General features: G+C 72.8%; 12 protein-coding genes. 10 read left to right on the top strand and 2 right to left on the bottom strand.

The features are described from left to right. Positions 1-29: 29 nt before the first annotated feature. The gene (locus tag KG103_RS18885; RefSeq protein ID WP_242635223.1) at positions 30-710 is read left to right on the top strand and encodes a hypothetical protein; all 681 of its coding nucleotides are present in this window, start codon (positions 30-32) and stop codon (positions 708-710) included. Between the two features lie 138 nt (positions 711-848). Here KG103_RS18885 and KG103_RS12725 read toward each other — a convergent pair whose 3' ends face one another. Further along, positions 849-2,012, bottom strand: coding sequence for an aquaporin (locus KG103_RS12725; protein WP_242635224.1), 1,164 nt, complete (start codon positions 2,010-2,012; stop codon positions 849-851). A gap of 245 nt (positions 2,013-2,257) precedes the next feature. On the opposite strand from KG103_RS12725, the gene KG103_RS12720 reads away from it, so the two are divergent. Next, positions 2,258-3,475 carry an NADP-dependent isocitrate dehydrogenase gene (locus KG103_RS12720; protein ID WP_207338948.1) on the top strand — a complete coding sequence of 406 codons (1,218 nt, stop codon included), beginning with the start codon at positions 2,258-2,260 and terminating at the stop codon, positions 3,473-3,475. 135 nt (positions 3,476-3,610) lie between these two features. Then, a complete protein-coding gene (locus KG103_RS12715) occupies positions 3,611-4,603 on the top strand; it encodes a malate dehydrogenase (protein ID WP_207338947.1) in 993 nt (330 codons plus the stop codon). Between the two features lie 87 nt (positions 4,604-4,690). Here KG103_RS12715 and KG103_RS12710 read toward each other — a convergent pair whose 3' ends face one another. Then, the gene (locus KG103_RS12710; protein WP_207338946.1) at positions 4,691-5,998 is read right to left on the bottom strand and encodes an alkaline phosphatase; all 1,308 of its coding nucleotides are present in this window, start codon (positions 5,996-5,998) and stop codon (positions 4,691-4,693) included. A 263-nt stretch (positions 5,999-6,261) separates the two neighbouring features. Between KG103_RS12710 and pulA the strand changes: the two genes are divergently transcribed. The 7 genes from pulA to chvE (KG103_RS12675) all read left to right on the top strand — a co-directional run bounded on the left by pulA (position 6,262) and on the right by chvE (KG103_RS12675) (position 20,044). Further along, positions 6,262-12,147, top strand: coding sequence for a pullulanase-type alpha-1,6-glucosidase (gene pulA / locus KG103_RS12705; protein ID WP_207338945.1), 5,886 nt, complete (start codon positions 6,262-6,264; stop codon positions 12,145-12,147). A 273-nt stretch (positions 12,148-12,420) separates the two neighbouring features. Beyond that, positions 12,421-13,548, top strand: coding sequence for a multiple monosaccharide ABC transporter substrate-binding protein (chvE, locus tag KG103_RS12700; protein ID WP_207338944.1), 1,128 nt, complete (start codon positions 12,421-12,423; stop codon positions 13,546-13,548). A gap of 74 nt (positions 13,549-13,622) precedes the next feature. Then, positions 13,623-15,170: a multiple monosaccharide ABC transporter ATP-binding protein gene (gene mmsA, locus KG103_RS12695; protein ID WP_207338943.1), complete on the top strand. Its 1,548-nt coding sequence runs from the start codon at positions 13,623-13,625 to the stop codon at positions 15,168-15,170. After that, on the top strand, positions 15,167-16,405 hold the full coding sequence (gene mmsB / locus KG103_RS12690) for a multiple monosaccharide ABC transporter permease (RefSeq protein ID WP_207338942.1): 1,239 nt from the start codon (positions 15,167-15,169) through the stop codon (positions 16,403-16,405). Before mmsA ends, mmsB begins: the two co-directional genes overlap by 4 nt. A gap of 47 nt (positions 16,406-16,452) precedes the next feature. Beyond that, positions 16,453-17,679 (top strand): ROK family transcriptional regulator, encoded by a 1,227-nt coding sequence (locus tag KG103_RS12685; RefSeq protein ID WP_207338941.1) that lies wholly within the window; start codon positions 16,453-16,455, stop codon positions 17,677-17,679. A 65-nt stretch (positions 17,680-17,744) separates the two neighbouring features. After that, positions 17,745-18,527, top strand: coding sequence for an ATP-binding cassette domain-containing protein (locus KG103_RS12680; protein ID WP_207338940.1), 783 nt, complete (start codon positions 17,745-17,747; stop codon positions 18,525-18,527). Positions 18,528-18,886: 359 nt separating this feature from the next. Further along, positions 18,887-20,044, top strand: a complete 1,158-nt coding sequence (chvE, locus tag KG103_RS12675; RefSeq protein WP_207338939.1) for a multiple monosaccharide ABC transporter substrate-binding protein — start codon at positions 18,887-18,889, stop codon at positions 20,042-20,044. The last annotated feature ends 3 nt before the right edge of the window (positions 20,045-20,047 follow it).

The raw sequence follows: 20,047 nt of genomic DNA, 5'->3' as shown, positions 1-20,047 counted from the left end.
CGGCGACAGACGTCGGAGGGAGCGCACGGATGTCGGGTCCCGCGCGCACCCCCGCGCCCGGCCGCTCCGAGCCGGTGTGGCCCCCGCGCCCCGTACCGCCCACGCGGCCCGTGACGCCCTCGACACGACCCGACGCACGACCCGACGCGCGGCCCGACGCGCGGGACCGCCCCGACGTCGCGGCGCCGCGCACCGGGCGCCCCGCGTCCGAGCCGGCGGTCGGCCCCCCGCTCGCGACCTCCGGCGCGGCTCCCGGCGCCGCCGTGCGCCCGGCCACCGTCCCCGCCCCGACCACGGCCCCCGCGCCGGCGCCGGCCCCCGCGCCGGTGCCGGCCGCCGCGCCGGCCGCGGCCGGGACGTCGACGGGGCCGGTGCCCGACGGGCCGCCCGAGGCGCCGGAGGTCCCGCCGGAGGAGCGTCCGCTCGATCCGCGCAGCATCGCGCGCGCGTCGCTGGCGGCGGGTCGCAACCGCTCCCTGTGGTGGACGTTGTCGGGCATCGCGGTGGCCGTCGTCGTCACCTTCCTCACCGACGCGGTGGTCGGGACGCGGGTCCTGGCGGTGCTGCTGCTGGGCTACGCGGTGGTGCGCGGTGCGGGGAAGGACGCGCCCGTCGCCGTCACGGTGCGCTCGCAGCCCGTCGACGTCGCCGTCCTGGTGAGCGGGGCGCTCGCGCTCCTGGTGCTCGCGCAGATCGTGCCGGTGCGCTGACGCGCAGCCTCGTGCCGACCGGCTGACGCGCAGCCTCGTGCCGACCCCGCGGCCTGCACCGCCGGTCGTGTCGTCCGGCGGGACGGCCGAGGCCCGGGGGCGGTGCCCCCGGGCCTCGTCCTGGTGCGCGTCGCGGGCTCAGCGCTCCGTGACCACCACGTCCTCGTCGGCGACGTAGAGCTCGTCCTCGCCGAACAGGGAGTCCTCGACGGGCTCGGCCGCGAACGCGCGGTACACGAGAGCGGCGATGGCGGCACCCAGCAGCGGCGCGACCCAGAAGAGCCAGACCTGCTCGAGTGCCCACGAGTCGGAGAAGATCGCCGTCGCCAGCGAGCGGGCGGGGTTCAGCGAGCCGTTGGTGATGGGCGTCGCGAGCAGCAGCATCACCGTCAGCGTGAGGCCGACGGCGAACGGCACGTGCTGGCGGTTGGCGCGCCGGTCGGTGGCGCCCAGGATCACGCCGACGAACACGGCGGTGGCCACGACCTCGACCAGGAGCGCGGCCACGAGGCCGAACTGCGCCCCGCCGTTCGACAGCAGGGCCAGCGGCGAGTGCTCGCCGAAGCCGTTGGCGGTGCCGCTGAAGAACGAGCGGGTGCTCGCCTCGGCGCCCTGGCTGAGCAGGGCGGGGAGCGTGTCCGGGACCGTGAGGAACAGCACCGCGGCCGCGATCGCGCCGCCGACGACCTGCGCGAGCCAGTACGGCAGCAGGTCGCGGAAGGGCGTGCGGCCGGCGAGGCAGGCGCCGAGCGTCACGGCCGGGTTGAAGTGCCCGCCCGAGACGTGACCGACGGCGACGATGCCGGCGAGGACCGCGACACCGAAGCCGAGGGCCACGCCGAGGCCGCCGCCGACGTTGCTGAACGACGCGTACAGCGCGATGCCGACGCCGGTCAGCACGAGGAAGAACGTCCCGAACGCCTCGGCGCCGAGCCGTGCGGGCAGGCCGGGCGCGGCGGCGACGACCGTCCCCGCGGGCACGACGTACTCCTCACCCGTGTCGTCGTCGTCGTCCTCGTCGTCGTCCGTGGCAGCGGGCGGCGCGGGGGACGTGGCGGGTGCGGGGGAGGTGGCGGGTGCGGGAGGCGTGGCGGGCGCCGGAGGTCCGGCGGCCGCGGCGGGCGTGGTGCCCGTCGCGGGCCGGTCGACCGGCTCGTCGACGACGACCTCCTCGACGACGACCTCCTCGACGACGACCTCCTCGACGGGCTCGTTCGCCGTCGGCTGCGGGGCGGCGTCTGCGGCCGTCGTGTCCCCGGGCTCCGGGGTGCCGTCGGGTGTCTCTGGCTTCTGCTGGGACATGTCGGTCCTGTCGTGTCAGGTGGCCGGGCCACCGGTCGGTGCCGCGATGCCGTCGGGCTGCGTCCGGTGGACGGGCGTGGCACGGGCGACACTGGGGCGAACTACGCAAGACCAGCATGCCAGCCGGGGCCGCAGGCGCGCAGGGCGGGCCGCGGGGCGGACGGCTGCCGCGCCGTCGCCGTCGAGGTCTCTCGATGTCGAGTAACCTTGCCGCCACACCCACGGCACAGGAGGCAGGCCCCCGCATGGCGAAGATCAAGGTCGTCGGTCCGGTCGTCGAGCTCGACGGCGACGAGATGACGCGCATCATCTGGCAGTTCATCAAGGACCGCCTGATCCACCCGTACCTCGACATCGACCTGCGCTACTACGACCTGTCGATCCAGAACCGGGACGCCACCGACGACCAGGTCACGATCGACGCCGCGCACGCCATCAAGGAGCACGGCGTCGGCGTCAAGTGCGCGACGATCACGCCGGACGAGGCGCGCGTCGAGGAGTTCGGCCTGAAGAAGATGTGGGTCTCGCCCAACGGCACGATCCGCAACATCCTCGGCGGCGTCGTCTTCCGCGAGCCGATCATCATCTCCAACATCCCGCGGCTGGTGCCGGGCTGGAACAAGCCGATCATCATCGGCCGTCACGCCCACGGCGACCAGTACAAGTCGACGAACTTCAAGGTTCCCGGCGCCGGGAAGATCACGATGACGTTCGAGCCGGCCGACGGCTCCGAGCCCCAGCAGTTCGAGGTCGTGACGATGCCCGAGGCGGGCGGCGTCGCGATGGGCATGTACAACTTCAACGAGTCGATCCGCGACTTCGCGCGCGCCTCGTTCTCGTACGGCCTGCAGCGCGGGTACCCGGTGTACCTCTCCACGAAGAACACGATCCTCAAGGCGTACGACGGTGCCTTCAAGGACATCTTCGCCGAGGTGTTCGAGACCGAGTACAAGGACAAGTTCGAGGCCGCGGGCCTCACGTACGAGCACCGCCTGATCGACGACATGGTCGCCGCCGCGATGAAGTGGGAGGGCGGCTACGTCTGGGCGTGCAAGAACTACGACGGCGACGTCCAGTCCGACACCGTCGCGCAGGGCTTCGGCTCGCTGGGCCTGATGACGTCGGTGCTCATGACGCCGGACGGCAAGACCGTCGAGGCCGAGGCGGCGCACGGCACCGTCACGCGCCACTACCGCCAGCACCAGGCCGGCAAGCCGACGTCGACCAACCCGATCGCGTCGATCTTCGCGTGGACCGGTGGCCTGAAGCACCGCGGCAAGCTGGACGGCACGCCCGAGGTCACGCAGTTCGCCGAGACGCTCGAGGACGTCGTCATCAAGACCGTCGAGAGCGGCAAGATGACGAAGGACCTCGCGATGCTCGTCGGCCCCGAGCAGCCGTGGCTGACGACCGAGGAGTTCCTCGCGGCGCTCGACGAGAACCTCGCCGCGCGCCTGGGCTGACGCCCGGCCGCACGCCACGACGGCGCCTTCCCCACCGGGGAGGGCGCCGTCGTGCGTGCCGCTCCGGTAGGTTCGACGCAGGCGTCGACGCCTTGGGTGTCGCGCCGCCCGTCGGCCGATCGAAGGAGCCCGTCCGTGTCCGTCTCCACGCCCGCTGTCGTCACCGTCACCGGCGCCGCCGGTCAGATCGGGTACGCCCTCGCCTTCCGCATCGCCTCGGGCCAGCTGCTCGGGCCCGACACCCCCGTGCGGCTGCGCATGCTGGAGATCCCGCCGGCGGTGAAGGCCGCCGAGGGTGTGGCGATGGAGCTCGACGACTGCGCCTTCCCCCTGCTCGACGGTATCGACATCACCGACGACGCGAAGGCTGCGTTCGACGGCGTGAACGTCGCGCTGCTGGTGGGTGCCCGTCCGCGGACCAAGGGCATGGAGCGCGGCGACCTGCTCAGCGCGAACGGCGGCATCTTCGGCCCGCAGGGTGAGGCGATCAACGCCGGTGCCGCGTCCGACGTGCGTGTCCTGGTGGTGGGCAACCCGGCCAACACCAACGCGTACATCGCGTCGTCCCACGCGCCCGACGTCCCGGCGGACCGGTTCACCGCGATGACGCGGCTCGACCACAACCGTGCCCTGGCCCAGCTGCGGCACCGCACGGGCGCGGCCATCGACGACATCGCGCGCCTCGCGATCTGGGGCAACCACTCCGCCACCCAGTACCCCGACCTCACGCACGCGACCATCGGGGGGCGTCCCGCGCTCGAGGTCGTCGGCGACGACGCGTGGGTCCGCGACACGTTCATCCCGACGGTCGCCAAGCGCGGCGCCGCGATCATCGAGGCCCGCGGCGCGTCGTCGGCGGCCTCGGCCGCGAACGCGGCGATCGACCACGTGCACACGTGGGTGCACGGCACGCCCAGCGGCGACTGGACGTCGGCGGGGGTGGTGTCCGACGGGTCGTACGGCGTGCCGGAAGGGCTGATCTCGTCGTTCCCGGTGACCGCGGCCGGCGGCGCCTACACGATCGTCCCCGACCTGGACGTCGACGCGTTCTCGCGCGAGCGGATCGACGCGTCCGTGGCGGAGCTCGTCGAGGAGCGCGAGGCGGTGCGGGCGCTCGGGCTCGTCTGACGGGCGCGCGACGGCTCGGGGACCTGCTCCCGGGGAGTCTCGACGTGGCGTGGGCTGGCCCGGCCGCCCACGCCACGTCGCGCCCGGTCAGCGGCGGCCGCGCATGGCCTCCCGGATCACGTCGAACACGTCGGTGCTGTGCTGGGACCGCGCGAGCCGGTCCGCGCCGGGGCCCTCCGCCGTCAGCGGGGTGGCGCCGCCGGTGTGGCTCCCGGTGGTCCAGTCGACCGTGAACTGCAGGTCGCTGCCCGCGATGGGGAAGGGGCCGTCCTCCAGGCTCTGGGTGACGGCGGGTTCCGTGCTCGCGGTGTCGCCGGACTCGTCCGCGGTGTCGACGTTCTCGACCGCGAGGCCGCCGGTCTCGTGGTCGCCCACGACCACCACGAGGGTGCCGGGGTTCCGCTCGGCGAACTCCCGGACGAGCGCGACGGTCTCGTCGAGCGCCTGCCCCGCCTGGATCGCCCGCGCGGCGTTGTTCGCGTGGGCCATCTCGTCGACGCCCTCCTCCTCCACCAGCAGGAAGAAGCCCTGCCGGTCGCGGGAGAGGACGTCGAGCGCCTTGGCGGTCATCGTGGCCAGGGGGACGGTGGGGGCGTACTCGTCGCCCTGCCCCTCGGGGGCCTGCTCGAACATCTCCTCGTTGGCGAACAGCCCGAGGACGCGCCCCGACCGGCTGGCGGCCAGCTCCTCGGCGTTCGTCACGTAGTCGTAGCCGACCGCCTGCGCACGGGCGACGAGGTCGCCGGCCGTGCTGCGCGACACCTCCGGGCGCGGGTCGTCCGGGTCGTCCGGGTGCGCGCCCTCGTCGCCCGCCGGGTACCACCAGTCCTCGCCGCCGCCCAGGATCACGTCGGGACGCGTGACCTCGACGTACTGCCGCGCGATCTCGCTCTGGTCGCCGCGGTCCGGGACGTGCGCCCCGAAGGCGGCGGGTGTCGCGTCGGTGACCTGGGCCGTGGTGACCAGGCCCGTGGCCTTGCGCAGCCGCTGGGCGTGCTCGAGCAGCGTGGCCACGGGCCTGCCGTCGACGTCGACCGAGACCGCGCCGTTGTACGTGCGCACCCCGGTGGCGAACGCGGTCGCGCTCGCGGCCGAGTCGGTGACGGCCTCCTCCGGGTCGGCGGAGTCCGTGCGGGTCCACCCGGCGTACCGCAGCCCGTCCATCGCGAGCTGCCCGTCCTGGCCGACCGTGGCGAGCCGGATGGCCTCGCGCGCCGCGATGCCCAGCCCGTCGCCGACCACCAGCACGACGTTGCGCGCGGTGGCGGGGCTCCCGCGCCCGCGGTCCGCGCCCTGCCCGTCGGGCTGTCCCTGCACCGACGCGCTCGCCGCGAGGCCGAGCGTCAGGGCGACCGCGCCGCCCGCCGAGAACCATGTCTGCCGGACCGTGCGCATGCTGCCGCCTCCCCCTCGTACGGGACGTCGTCGTCACCGTCGCCGGGCCCCCGCGGGCCTGTGGCGTCCACGATGCCCTCGCCGGCCGTGGTCGGCAACGGGGGCGAGGCGCGGGCCGTGCCTGTCGGGGGAGCGCTTGCCGGTCGCCCGGCTCCTCCGGTTCGACCGCTCTGCCCGAAACCCTTGCTGCAAGTTCTTGCAACGGGTTACCGTCGCTGCACATCCACCACGGCACGACGACGTGCCGCGACGAAGGAGTCTCGATGGCCGGCCGTCCCCAGCCCCGCCCACCCGCCCCACGCACGGCCCGTCGCCTCGTCGCCGCGGTGGCCGCCGCCGCCGTCGCCGCCGGCGGTGCCCTCGCGCTCACGGCGCCCGCCGCGGCCGCCGCCGGGTCCGTCGTGCTGGTCGGCAGCCTGCAGGACGAGCTCGGCTGCGCCGCCGACTGGGACCCCGCCTGCGCCGCGACCACGCTCGGCCCCACCGACGTGCCCGGACGCTTCTCCGCGACGTTCACGGTGCCCGCCGGCAGCCACGAGTGGAAGGTGGCGCTCGACGGCAGCTGGGACGCGTCGTACGGCGCCGACGGCACCGACGCGAACACCCCGCTGGTGCTCGCCGGCCCTGCCGACCTCACGTTCACCTACGACGACGCCACGCACCGCACGTCCGTGGTCGTCGAGGACCTCACGGGCGGCTACACCGACGCCGACGCCGCGCTGGTCGCCGACCCGGTCCGCGACGCCGGCGCGGGAGAGAGCTTCTACTTCGTCCTCACCGACCGGTTCGCGAACGGTGACCCGACCAACGACACGGGCGGCCTGACCGGTGACCGCCTGACCACCGGCCTCGACCCCACCGACAAGGGCTTCTACCACGGCGGCGACCTGGCGGGACTGCGCGAGCGGCTCGACTACATCGAGGGGCTGGGCACCACCGCGATCTGGCTGACGCCGTCGTTCCTCAACCGCCCGGTGCAGGGGACGGGCGCCGACGCGTCGGCCGGCTACCACGGCTACTGGATCACGGACTTCACGCGGATCGACCCGCACCTGGGCACGAACGCCGAGCTCGAGGCGCTCATCGACGACGCGCACGCGCGCGGCATCAAGGTCTACTTCGACATCATCACGAACCACACGGCCGACGTCATCGACTACGCCGAGGGCACCCAGGACTACGTCGACCAGGCGACCGAGCCGTACCGCGACGCGACGGGCGAGCCGTTCGACCCGGCGGACTTCGCGGGCACCGGCGAGTTCCCGACGCTCGACGCGGAGCGGTCGTTCCCCTACACCCCCGTGGTCGACCCGGCCGAGGCGGACCTCAAGGTCCCGGCGTGGCTCAACGACCCGACGCTCTACCACAACCGCGGGAACTCGACGTGGGAGGGGGAGTCGGTCACGCACGGGGACTTCAGCGGGCTCGACGACCTCATGACCGAGCACCCCACGGTCGTCGACGGCTTCGTCGAGGTCTACGAGGCGTGGGTCGACCTGGGCGTCGACGGCTTCCGCATCGACACGGTCAAGCACGTCGACCGTGAGTTCTGGGACGTGTTCACCACGCAGGTCGCGCAGCACGCGGCGGCGGCCGGGAACCCGGACTTCTTCATGTTCGGCGAGGTCTACGACGCCGACGCCGCGCTCACCGCGCCCTACGTGCGTGAGACCGACATGAACGCCGTCCTCGACTTCCCCTTCCAGGCGGCTGCGGCGAACTACGCCAAGGGCCTGTCCGCCGCGGGGCTGCAGGCGCTGTTCGCGAGCGACGACCGCTACACCACGCCGACGAGCAACGCGCAGGCGCTGCCCACGTTCCTCGGCAACCACGACATGGGCCGCATCGGGTACGTCGTGAAGGGCGCGGAGGACCCGCAGGCGCGCTCCGGGCTGGCGCACTCCCTGATGTACCTGACGCGCGGCCAGCCCGTCGTCTACTACGGCGACGAGCAGGGGTTCGTCGGCGACGACGGCCAGAGCGGCGGGGACAAGGCCGCCCGGCAGTCGCTCTTCGCCACGCAGGTCGACGAGTACGCCGACCAGGCGCTGCTCGACGGCACCCCCGCGGGCTCGGTCGACCGGTACGACACGGGCACGGCGCTCTACACGCACGTCGCGGCGCTGGCGGAGCTGCGGGCCGCGACGCCGGCGCTGACCACCGGGGCGCAGGTCGAGCGCTACGCGGACGGCGCGGTGTACGCCTTCTCGCGGGTGGGCGACGACGACGTCGAGCACCTGGTCGCCCTCAACAACGCCGCCGCGCCGGCGACGGTCACGCTCGACACGCTGACCCCCGGCGCGACGTTCACGCCGCTGCTCACGACGTCGGGCACGGACGCGGTCGACGGCGCGCCGGTCACCGCCGACGGTGAGGGAGCGGTCACGCTCACGGTCCCGCCGTTCGGTGCCACGGTCCTGCGGGCCGGCACGACCGTCGCCACCGGCGACGACGCGATCGCCCTGACCGTGCCCGCGCCGGGGGCGGCACTCACCGGCCTCGCGCCCGTGGCGGCCGACGTCGCCGACGACGTGGCGGCAGCCACCTCGTTCGCCTACCGGGTCGTCGGCGACGACGCCTGGACGCCGCTCGGCACCGCCGAGACCACCACGCCGCGCGTCTTCCACGACGTCGCCGACCTGGCGCCGGGCACCCTGGTGGAGTACCGCGCCGTGCGTGAGGACGCGGCCGGCGCCCGCAGCGCGGCGTCGACGTACGGCAGCGTCGGGGTCGCGGTCGACGGCGTCGAGCCGCCGGCCGGCCCCGGCGACGCGCTCGTCACGGTCCCCGGCAGCCACAACGCGGCGATGGGCTGCCCGGGCGACTGGCAGCCGGAGTGCGAGGCCGCACGCCTGACGTCGACCAACGGGCTCGTGTACTCCGGGACGTTCACCCTCCCGCCGGGCTCGTACGAGTACAAGGTCGCGGTGGGGGGCACCTGGGACGAGAACTACGGCGCGGGCGGCACCCCGGGCGGCGACAACATCACGTACGCCGTCACGGGCGACGGCCCGCAGCAGGTGACGTTCGTGTACGACGCGACCACGCACCAGGTGACGTCGTCGGCCCAGGGCGCCCTGCTCACGCTGCCGGGCTCGTACCAGAGCGAGGCGGGCTGCGCCGCCGACTGGGACCCCGCGTGCCTGGCGACCGCCCTGGTCGACGGCGACGGTGACGGCACCGCGACGCTCACGCTGCCGGACCTGGCGGCCGGCACCTACGAGGTCAAGGTCGCCCACGGTCTGTCGTGGGACGAGAACTACGGCGTCGACGGCGTCCGCGGCGGCGCGAACATCGCCTTCTCGGTGCCGGGCGGAGCGCCCGTCACCTTCACGTACGACCTGGCGACGCACGTGCTGACGGTGCAGGCCTCGGACCCGCCCCTTCCCGGCACCGGGCAGCTCGCCGCGCACTGGGTCGACGCACGCACGCTCGCCTGGCCCGCGTCGTTCGTCCCGAGCGGGACGGACCCGACGACGCTCGGCTTCACGCTGCACGGCGCGGCCGACGCGACCCTCGAGGTCGTCGACGGGCAGGTCACCGGCGGCGAGGAGGTCGCGCTCGCGGTCGTGCCCGGTGGGTTGACCGAAGCCCAGCGCGCCCGGTTCCCGGCGCTCGCCGGGTACCTCGCGCTGCGCGTCGACGCCGACCGCGCCGCGGTCGAGCGGCTGCTCACGGGTGAGCTGCTGGTGAGGCAGGCGGACGCCGACGGTGTCGCGCAGGCGATCACCGGCGTCCAGGTTCCGGGCGTGCTCGACGACCTGTACGGCAGCCGGGCGGTGAAGCGCACGCTGGGCACCACGTGGGCCAAGGGCGCGCCGTCGCTCGCGCTGTGGGCGCCCACCGCCCAGGACGTCGACCTGCTGGTGTGGCCCGCGGACCGGCGCGGCGCCGTCGACACGTCGGCCGATCCCGTGCGGACCGCCGCGAAGCGGCAGGCCGACGGCTCGTGGACCGCGGCCGGGCCGCGTGCCTGGGCCGGCGCGGCGTACCTGTGGGAGGTGACGGTCTACGCGCCCACGACGGGGGAGGTCGAGGTCAACCGGGTCACCGACCCGTACGCGGTGGCGCTGACGCCGAGCTCGACGCACGGCGTGCTCGTCGACCTCGACGACCCGCGCTACCGCCCGCGGCAGTGGGAGCGCACGCGGCTGCCGGTCGTGCGGCCGGTGGACCAGACGATCTACGAGCTGCACGTGCGCGACTTCTCGATCTCCGACGAGACGGTGCCCGAGCGGCTGCGCGGCACGTACGGCGCGTTCGCCGTGCGCAGCAGCGACGGCCGCGACTACCTGCGGCGGCTGGCCGACGCGGGGCTGACGACCGTGCACCTGCTGCCCACGTTCGACATCGCGTCGATCGAGGAGGACCGGGACGCGCAGGCGACGCCGGGCTGCGACCTCGCGGAGCTGCCGCCGGACTCGCCGCAGCAGCAGGAGTGCGTCCGCGCCGTCGCGGGCCAGGACGCGTTCAACTGGGGCTACGACTCGTGGCACTGGACCGCGCCCGAGGGCTCGTACGCGGTCGACGCCCACGGGGGTGCCCGCATCGCGGAGTTCCGGTCCATGGTCGGGGCGCTGCACGCCGACGGCCTGCAGGTGGTCCTCGACCAGGTGTTCAACCACACGGCTGCCAGCGGGCAGGACGCCAAGAGCGTGCTGGACCGCGTCGTGCCCGGGTACTACCACCGGCTGAACGCGACCGGTCAGGTGGAGACGTCGACCTGCTGCCAGAACGTGGCCACCGAGCACGCCATGGCCGAGAAGATGATGGTCGACTCGGTCGTCACGTGGGCCCGGGACCACAAGGTCGACGGCTTCCGCTTCGACCTCATGGGCCACCACTCGCGCCAGACGATGGAGAAGGTCCGTGCCGCGCTCGACCGCCTGACCCCGCGGCGTGACGGCGTCGACGGCTCCGCGGTCTACCTGTACGGCGAGGGCTGGAACTTCGGCGAGGTGGCCGACGACCGGCTGTTCGAGCAGGCCACGCAGGGGCAGCTGGGCGGGACGGGCATCGGGACGTTCTCCGACCGGCTGCGCGACGCGGTGCGCGGCGGCGGCCCGTTCGACGAGGACCCGCGGCTGCAGGGCTTCGGCTCCGGGGCGTTCACCGACCCCAACGGCGCGCCGGTCAACGGCACCGCGGACGAGCAGCTCGCGCGGGTGCAGCACCAGGCCGACCTGGTCCGGCTCGGCATGGCGGGCAACCTGCGGGACTACCGGCTGCTCGCGAGCGACGGCACGGTGCGTCGCGGCGACCAGCTCGACTACAACGGGCAGCCGGCGGGCTACGCCGACTCCCCGGAGGAGGTCGTCACGTACGTCGACGCGCACGACAACGAGACGCTGTTCGACAACCTGTACCTCAAGCTGCCGCAGGACACGCCCATGGCGGACCGGGTCCGGATGAACACGGTGTCCCTCGCCACGGCGACGCTCGCCCAGACGCCGTCGTTCTGGCACGCGGGAGCCGACCTGCTGCGCAGCAAGTCGCTGGACCGCAACTCCTACGACTCGGGTGACTGGTTCAACGAGCTCGACTGGTCGCAGCAGACCAACGGCTTCGGCCGCGGGCTGCCCCCGGCGCCGGACAACGAGGCGAAGTGGGGCTTCCAGCAGCCGCTGCTGGCGGACCCCGCGCTGGTGCCCGCACCCGGTGACATCGCCACGGCCGCGGCTGCGTCCGCCGAGCTGCTGGAGCTGCGCTCCTCGACGCGCCTGTTCCGGCTCGGGGACGCGCGGCTGATCGAGGAGAAGGTCACCTTCCCCGGGTCCGGTCCCGAGGCCGCACCGGGCGTGGTCGTCATGCACGTGGACGACCGTCGGCGCGCCGGCTCCTGGCGCCCGCCCACGGACGTGGACCCGCGGCTCGACGGACTGCTGGTCGTGGTCAACGCGTCCGACGAGCCGACCACGCAGACGGTCGAACCACTCGCCGGCCGGGGCTACGCGCTCTCGCCGGTGCAGGCGACCGGGGTCGACCCGGTGGTGCGGGGGACCACCTACGACCGGGCGACCGGGACCGTGGTGGTCCCGGCGCGGACCGTGGCCGTGCTCGTCGAGGACGCGCGCCCCGGCTCCGGCGGCGGCTGGTGGCGCGGTGCGTGCGGGGTGCTCGGACGCTGGCTGCCGGGTCTCTGCGGGTGAGGCGGCACCGGGTTGTGCCTTCAGTCCTCGAAGGCACAACCCGGTCGTTCGCCCGGCTGCTCCCGGGAGGTGCCGTTCGCCGGGTGCCACGGCTCGAGGACGATCCCGGCGTTCCGGTCAGGACACGGAATGGTCACGGGTCTTGCCGACCCCTAGCGTTCAGGTCTTGAATGCAACGCGAAGCCGTACCGGCTGACCGGCACCGTTGCCGGAGCGAGGCCCGGACCACCGGTGCCCCGACCGGCTCTGCGGCACGACGAGGGAGCGACAACGATGTCACTGGCGTGGAAGAAGAGCGCGATCGCGATGGTCGCCGCGGGTGTGCTCGTCGGGTCCATGGCGGCCTGCAGCAGCGAGCGGGACTCGGCGACCGAGAGCACCGAAGGAGGCAGCGCGGAGGACACCTTCGTCGGCATCGCGATGCCGACGAAGAGCCTGCCGCGGTGGAACCGCGACGGGGCGCACCTCGAGGGCCTGCTGGAGGAGGCGGGCTACGAGACGAGCCTGCAGTACGCCGACAACAAGGTCGACCAGCAGGTCACCCAGCTGGAGAACATGATCAACCAGGGGGCTGACTTCCTGGTCGTCGCGCCGATCGACGACACGGCGCTCGCGCCGACGCTCCAGCAGGCTGCGGACGCGGGCGTCACCGTCATCGCGTACGACCGTCTGCTGCTCGGCACGCCGAACGTCGACTACTACGCCACCTTCGACAACTACCGCGTCGGCACGATGCAGGGGGAGTTCATCGTCGAGGCGCTCGACCTCGAGAGCGGTGCGGGCCCGTTCAACCTCGAGCCGTTCGCCGGGTCGCCGGACGACAACAACGCGAAGTTCTTCTTCGCCGGGGCGTGGGACGTGCTCTCGGAGTACGTCGACAACGGCCAGCTCGTCGTGCCGTCGGGCAAGCAACCGGCGTCCAACGACGACTGGACGTCCATCGGGATCCAGGGCTGGGTCTCCGACACGGCCCAGGCCGAGATGGAGAACCGCCTGAACTCGTTCTACGCGGACGGTGCGAAGGTCGACGTCGTCCTGTCGCCCAACGACTCCCTCGCGCTCGGCATCGCCCAGGCGCTCGCGGGCGCCGGGTACGCCCCCGGCGCGGACTACCCGGTGCTCACCGGGCAGGACGCGGACGAGGCGAACGTCCTCAACATGATCGACGGCAAGCAGTCGATGTCGGTGTGGAAGGACACCCGCATGCTGGGTGACCAGGTCGCCACGATGATCCAGCAGATCCTCGACGGCGAGACCGTCGAGGTCAACGACGAGGAGACCTACGACAACGGCGAGAAGGTCGTCCCGACCTACCTCCTCGACCCGCAGGTCATCACGCCGGACAACGTCGAGGTCCTCGTCGACTCGGAGTTCTACACCGCCGACGAGCTCGGTCTGTGAGAGCGCGCCGGCCGCGCGACCCCACGGTCGCGCGGCCGGCCGCCGGACCCGGCCGGACCACCCAGCGAGGACACATGGACACCGAGCACATCCTCGAGATGCGCGGCATCACCAAGACCTTCCCGGGCGTCAAGGCCCTCTCCGACGTGAACCTGGCGGTACGCCGCGGCGAGATCCACGCGGTCTGCGGCGAGAACGGCGCCGGGAAGTCGACGCTCATGAAGGTCCTGTCGGGCATCTACCCGCACGGCACCTACGAGGGCGACATCCTGCTCGACGGGCAGGTGCAGGAGTTCCGCGGCATCCGCGACTCCGAGCGGCAGGGCGTGGTCATCATCCACCAGGAGCTCGCGCTGTCCCCGTACCTGTCGATCGCCGAGAACATCTTCCTCGGCAACGAGCGCGCGGCGCGCGGGGTCGTGGACTGGAACCGCACCAACGCCGAGGCCGCCCGGCTGCTCGAGCGCGTGGGTCTGACGGAGCGGCCCGACACGCGCGTCAGCGACATCGGGGTGGGCAAGCAGCAGCTCGTCGAGATCGCCAAGGCGCTGTCCAAGGAGGTCCGTCTGCTCATCCTCGACGAGCCGACCGCTGCCCTCAACGACGAGGACAGCGCCCACCTCCTCGGCCTCATCGAGGGGCTGCGCGGTCAGGGCATCACCTCGATCATCATCAGCCACAAGCTCAACGAGATCGAGGCGATCGCGGACACCACGACGATCCTGCGCGACGGCCGGACCGTGGAGTCCCTGGACATGCGGGGCGGCGAGCCGGTCAGCGAGGAGCGCATCATCCGCGGCATGGTGGGTCGCCCGCTCGACCACCGGTTCCCCGAGCACACGCCCCGCATCGGCGAGGAGGTGCTGCGGATCGAGGACTGGACCGTGCACCACCCGGTCGACCAGACGCGCAAGGTCGTCGACGGCGCCGGCCTCACGGTGCGCCGCGGCGAGATCGTCGGGCTCGCCGGGCTCATGGGCGCAGGACGCACCGAGCTGGCGATGAGCGTCTTCGGCCGCTCGTACGGCACGCGCATCTCCGGTCGCCTGTACAAGGACGGCCGGGAGATCACCGCGGCGAGCGTCCGGCAGGCGATCGCGCACGGCATCGCCTACGCGACCGAGGACCGCAAGCGGTTCGGCCTCAACCTCATCGACTCGGTGCAGCACAACGTCTCCGCGGCCGCTCTCGACAAGCTGTCGCGCGGGGGCGTCGTCGACCGGGAGGCCGAGGCCAGGGTCGCCGAGCAGTACCGCACGGAGCTCAACATCCGCACCCCGACGATCGCGGCGCTGGTGGGCAAGCTCTCGGGCGGCAACCAGCAGAAGGTCGTCCTGTCCAAGTGGATCTACGCCGACCCGGACGTCCTGATCCTCGACGAGCCGACGCGTGGCATCGACGTCGGGGCGAAGTACGAGATCTACACGATCATCAACAGGCTGGCGGACGAGGGCAAGGGCGTCCTGGTCATCTCCTCCGAGCTGCCCGAGCTCATCGGCGTCTGCGACCGGATCTACGCGTTCAGCCAGGGGTGCGTCACGGGCGAGGTGGCCCGGGCCGACGCGACCCAGGAGCACCTCATGCACTTCATGACGATGGACAAGGACGGGATCGCCCGATGAGCACCAGCACCGACGTCAACGTTCCCTCGCCGATGCCGCCGGACACCCCCCGGTTCTCGGTCGCCCAGCGGCTGCAGGGCCTCGGCGGCAACGCGCGGCAGTACGGCATCTTCGCCGCGCTCGTCGTCATCGTGCTGCTGTTCCAGGTGCTGACCGACGGCAAGCTGCTGCTGCCCAACAACCTCGCCGCCCTGTTCCAGCAGAACGCGCACATCATGGTGCTGGCCATCGGCATGCTCATGGTGATCGTCGCCGGTCACATCGACCTGTCGGTCGGGTCGGTCGTCGCGTTCGTGGGCGGGATCGTCGCGGTCACGATGCGCGACCCGATCGGTCTGCCGTGGATCGCGGCCGTCCTGGTGGGTCTCGCGGTCGGTGCGCTGGTGGGCGCCTGGCAGGGGTTCTGGGTCGCGTACGTCGGGATCCCCGCGTTCATCGTGACGCTCGCCGGCATGCTCGTGTTCCGCGGGCTCGCGCTGGTGATCGTCGGCGAGACCCTCGCGGGCCTGCCGCCGGCCTTCATCCGGATCTCCAAGGGGTCCTTGCCACCCGCCCTGGGGTACGCCGGCGACATGGACGTCGTCACCCTCGTGATCGGGGCGCTCGCGGTGGCCGCGATCGTGCTCACGCAGGCGCGGGCGCGTCGCGCGCTGCGCCGCCACGACCTGCACGTCGAGGCGTTCGGCCTGTTCGTCACGAAGCTCGTGATGATCGCTGCGGGCATCGGGGCCCTGACGGTCATCCTGTCGTTCTCGGCCGGCGGCACGCCCATCGTCCTGGTGATCGTCGGCGTGCTGGTCGTCGTGTACTCGTTCCTCATGGGCCGCACGGTGTTCGGTCGGCACATCTACGCCATCGGCGGCAACCGCGCGGCGGCGGCGCTGTCCGGGGTCGACACCCGCAAGGTCGACTTCTGGATCTTCGTCAACATCGGCCTGCTCGCGGGTGTCGCGGCCGTCCTGACGACCGCGCGGGCGGGCGCCGCCGTGGCGGCCGCCGGTGCGAACTTCGAGCTCGACGCGATCGCCGCCTGCTTCATCGGTGGTGCCGCCGTCACCGGCGGTGTCGGACGGATCGCCGGGGCCATCGTCGGTGCACTCATCATGGGCGTGCTCAACATGGGCCTGTCCATCCTGTCGGTCGACCCCTCGTGGCAGCAGGCGATCAAGGGGATGGTGCTGCTGCTGGCGGTGGCGTTCGACCTGATCAACAAGCGGCGCGCGGGTACGCAGTAGGGGCGCGGCAGCGCGGCGGGGGCCGTGCGCGCCGGTAGGTTGCGACGGTGAGCAGGCGAGGGGCGGCAGCGGGATCGCAGACCGCCCTGCGTGAGGCGAACAGGGCGCTGGTCGTCGGGACGGTGCAGCGGTACGGCGGGCTCACGCAGGTCGAGCTCGCCGCCGCGACCGGGCTGTCGCAGGCGACCGTGTCGAATATCGTCCGGGAGCTGCTCGCCGCGGGGCTCGTCGACACGGCCGTCACGACGCGCAGCGGCCGGCGCGCGCAGCTCGTCACGCTCGCGCGGCGCGTCGGGCTGGTCGTGGGGGTGCAGGTCGGCCACCGGCACCTGCGCGTCGCGCTCGGCGACTTCGCGCACGAGGTGGTGGCCGAGCAGGCACTGCCCCTGCCGTACGAGCACCCGTCGGACACGACGCTCGACCGGGCGGCGCTGCTGGTCATGGACCTGCTGGAGCGCATCGGCTCGGACCTCGAGGAGGTCGTGGGGATCGGCGTGGGCGTGCCCGCCCCCGTGGACACGGACACCGGCATGGTCTCGGTGCCCGGGGTGATGCCGGGCTGGGAGGGGGAGCACCTGGGCCAGGTGCTCACCAAGCGGCTGGGTCGCCCGGTGCACGTGGACAACGACGCCAACCTCGGTGCGCTCGCGGAGGCGACGCTCGGCGCGGCACGCGGCTACCGCGACGCGGTGTACGTGCGCGCGTCGTACGGCACCGGGGCGGGCATCGTCATCAACGGCCAGGTGCACCGGGGCTTCGCGGGCACCGCGGGGGAGATCGGGCACGTGCAGGTGGACCCGACGGGCCACATCTGCCGGTGCGGCTCGCGCGGCTGCCTCGACACGGTGGTGGGGGAGCCCGCACTGGTGGCGCCCCTGCGTGCGGCGCACGGCTCGCTGGCGCTGCGCGACGTCATCGCGCGGACCCGCCAGGGTGATCCCGGGTTCGTGCGCGTGGTGGCGGACGCCGGCGCCGCGATCGGGGCGGTGGTGGCCGGGCTGGGTACGGCGGTCAACCCGCAGTGCGTCGTGGTGGGTGGTGAGCTGTCGGAGACCGGCGAGGTGCTGCTGGGGCCGTTGCGCGAGTCGGTGCGCCGGCGCGTCCTTCCCAACCAGATCGCACCGCTCGAGGTGGTGCCGGCCCGGCTGGGGCAGCGCGCCGAGGTCGTCGGGGCGCTGGTGCTGGCCCTGCGCGCTGCGGACGTGCCCGTGCGGGTGACGGCGGACCTGCCCGGTGCGTCGGCCGCGGCCGACGGGCGTGCCGAACAGGGTTGACCGCGCAAGGGCTGGGGGATTCACTGCACGTGACGCGTGCGCGACGGGGAACGGGTGGGTCCAGCATGACGGACGGGACGCGGGTTCCGCTGCTCTCGATGCGCGGCATCAGCAAGCGGTTCGGTGGGGTCGAGGCGCTGGTCGGGGTGGACCTCGACGTGCACCGCCACGAGGTGGTGGCGCTGGTCGGCGACAACGGCGCCGGCAAGTCGACGCTGGCCAAGACGGTCGCGGGCGTGCTCGCGCCCGACACGGGGCTGGTCGAGATCGAGGGCGTCCCGGTGAGCATCCCCACGCCCGCGGCCGCCCACGCGCTGGGTGTGGCGACCGTCTTCCAGGACCTCGCCCTGTGCGACAACCTCGACGTCACCTCCAACCTCTTCCTCGGCCGCGAGCTGCGCGACGCCCGCGGCGTCCGCGACGACGAGCGCATGGAGCAGGTGGCCCGGCGCATCCTGCGCGACCTCACGAGTCGTGTGCCCTCGGTGCGGGTGCCGCTGGCGAACCTGTCGGCCGGGCAGCGGCAGGCGGTCGCGATCGCGCGCACGCTCATCGGCGACCCGCGCATCGTCGTGCTGGACGAGCCGACCGCCGCCTTGTCCGTGGCCCAGACCGCGGAGGTGCTGCTGCACATCGAAGGGCTGCGGGACCTCGGTCTGGGTGTGATCCTCATCAGCCACAACATGACGGACGTGCGGTCGGTCGCGGACCGCGTCGAGGTGCTGCGCCACGGTCGCAACAACGGCTCGTTCGACGCCCGCACCACCGGGTACGAGCAGATCCTCGCGGCGATCACGGGCGCGCTGCGCCCGGACGGTCCCCGACGCCCGGCCGCCGTCCGGCCCTGAGGCCCGGACGGGGTGTGCCCCGTACGCCCCGCCGCTGCCGTGCGGTGCGGGCGCACGCCGCCGCGAGGTCTCCTGCGCCGGGTGCGTCCGGTGCGCATTCGGTGGGTTGGTCGCCTTCTCGCCCACCGGTCCGGCGCACCGTCACCAAGTCGTGATGAGTTCGCAACCAAGAGACAGGCTGCGTGGGTTGACTTCGGGTTCCGAACGAAAGCAGAGTGTGGGCACTGCACGGGACGACGACGACCCTGTCCACGCCCGACGCAGCCGGAGCCTCCGGTCGGTCGCGGCGCAGCGACCGCGTTCGGACGCCCGATGAATTCGGGACCGGAACCTCTCGACGACGAGAAGGAGCGAACGAGATGCGACGCAAGATCACCATGGCGGCAGCAGCAGGCACGCTGGCGCTGAGCCTGGCCGCCTGCGGCGGCGGCGGTGCGGGGAGCACCGAGAGCACCGAGGGCGCCGGGGGCGGCGCCGAGAAGAGCGACATCACCATCGGTGTCGCCATGCCCACCGAGACCTCCGAGCGGTGGATCGCCGACGGCAACGCCGTCAAGGACGGCCTGGAGAAGCTCGGCTACAAGGTCGAGCTGCAGTACGCGGGCGACGACATCCCCACGCAGACCCAGCAGATCGACCAGATGATCACGAGCGGCGCCGACGTGCTCATCGTCGCCTCGATCGACGGCACCGCGCTCACGAGCCAGCTCGAGGCGGCCGCAGCGGCGAACATCCCGGTCATCGCCTACGACCGCCTCATCCGCGACAGCGAGAACGTCGACTTCTACGTCACGTTCGACAACTTCGCGGTCGGCGTCGCCCAGGGCACGGCGCTCCTGCGGGGCATGGGCATCGTCGACGAGGCGGGTGCCGAGGTCGCCGACGTGACCGGCCCGTTCAACATCGAGCTCTTCGCCGGCTCGCCGGACGACAACAACGCCGGGTTCTTCTTCGAGGGCGCCATGTCGGTGCTCGACCCGTACATCACCGACGGCACGCTCGTCGTGAAGTCCGGGCAGACCGACTTCGACACCGTCGCCACGCTGCGCTGGTCGCAGGAGGCCGCGCAGAAGCGCATGGAGGACCTGCTGACCTCCACGTACTCCGACGGCTCGACGCTGGCGGGCGTGCTCTCGCCGTTCGACGGCATCTCGCGCGGCATCATCACCGCCCTGCAGGGCGTCGGCCAGGGCCCGACCATCGAGGCCGGCCTGCCGATCGTGACCGGGCAGGACGCCGAGGTCGCCTCCGTCAAGCTCATCGCCGACGGCGTGCAGTCCTCGACGATCTTCAAGGACACCCGCAAGCTCGCGGAGCAGTCCATCAAGGTCACCGAGGCGTTCATCAACGGCGACGAGCCCGAGGCGAACGACACCGAGACGTACGACAACGGCAAGAAGGTCGTGCCCTCGTTCCTGCTCGACGTGGACACGGTGTTCACGGACGACATCACCCCGCTCCTGGTGGACTCGGGCTACTGGACGGCTGACGAGGTCGCGTCGGGCGTCTCCGACTGACCC

Origin of the sequence: Cellulomonas wangleii (assembly GCF_018388445.1) — a bacterium.
Taxonomy (GTDB): domain Bacteria; phylum Actinomycetota; class Actinomycetes; order Actinomycetales; family Cellulomonadaceae; genus Cellulomonas; species Cellulomonas wangleii.
The sequence above is the reverse complement of the archived record's forward strand: the minus strand, read 5'-3'. Positions and strand labels throughout refer to the sequence as shown.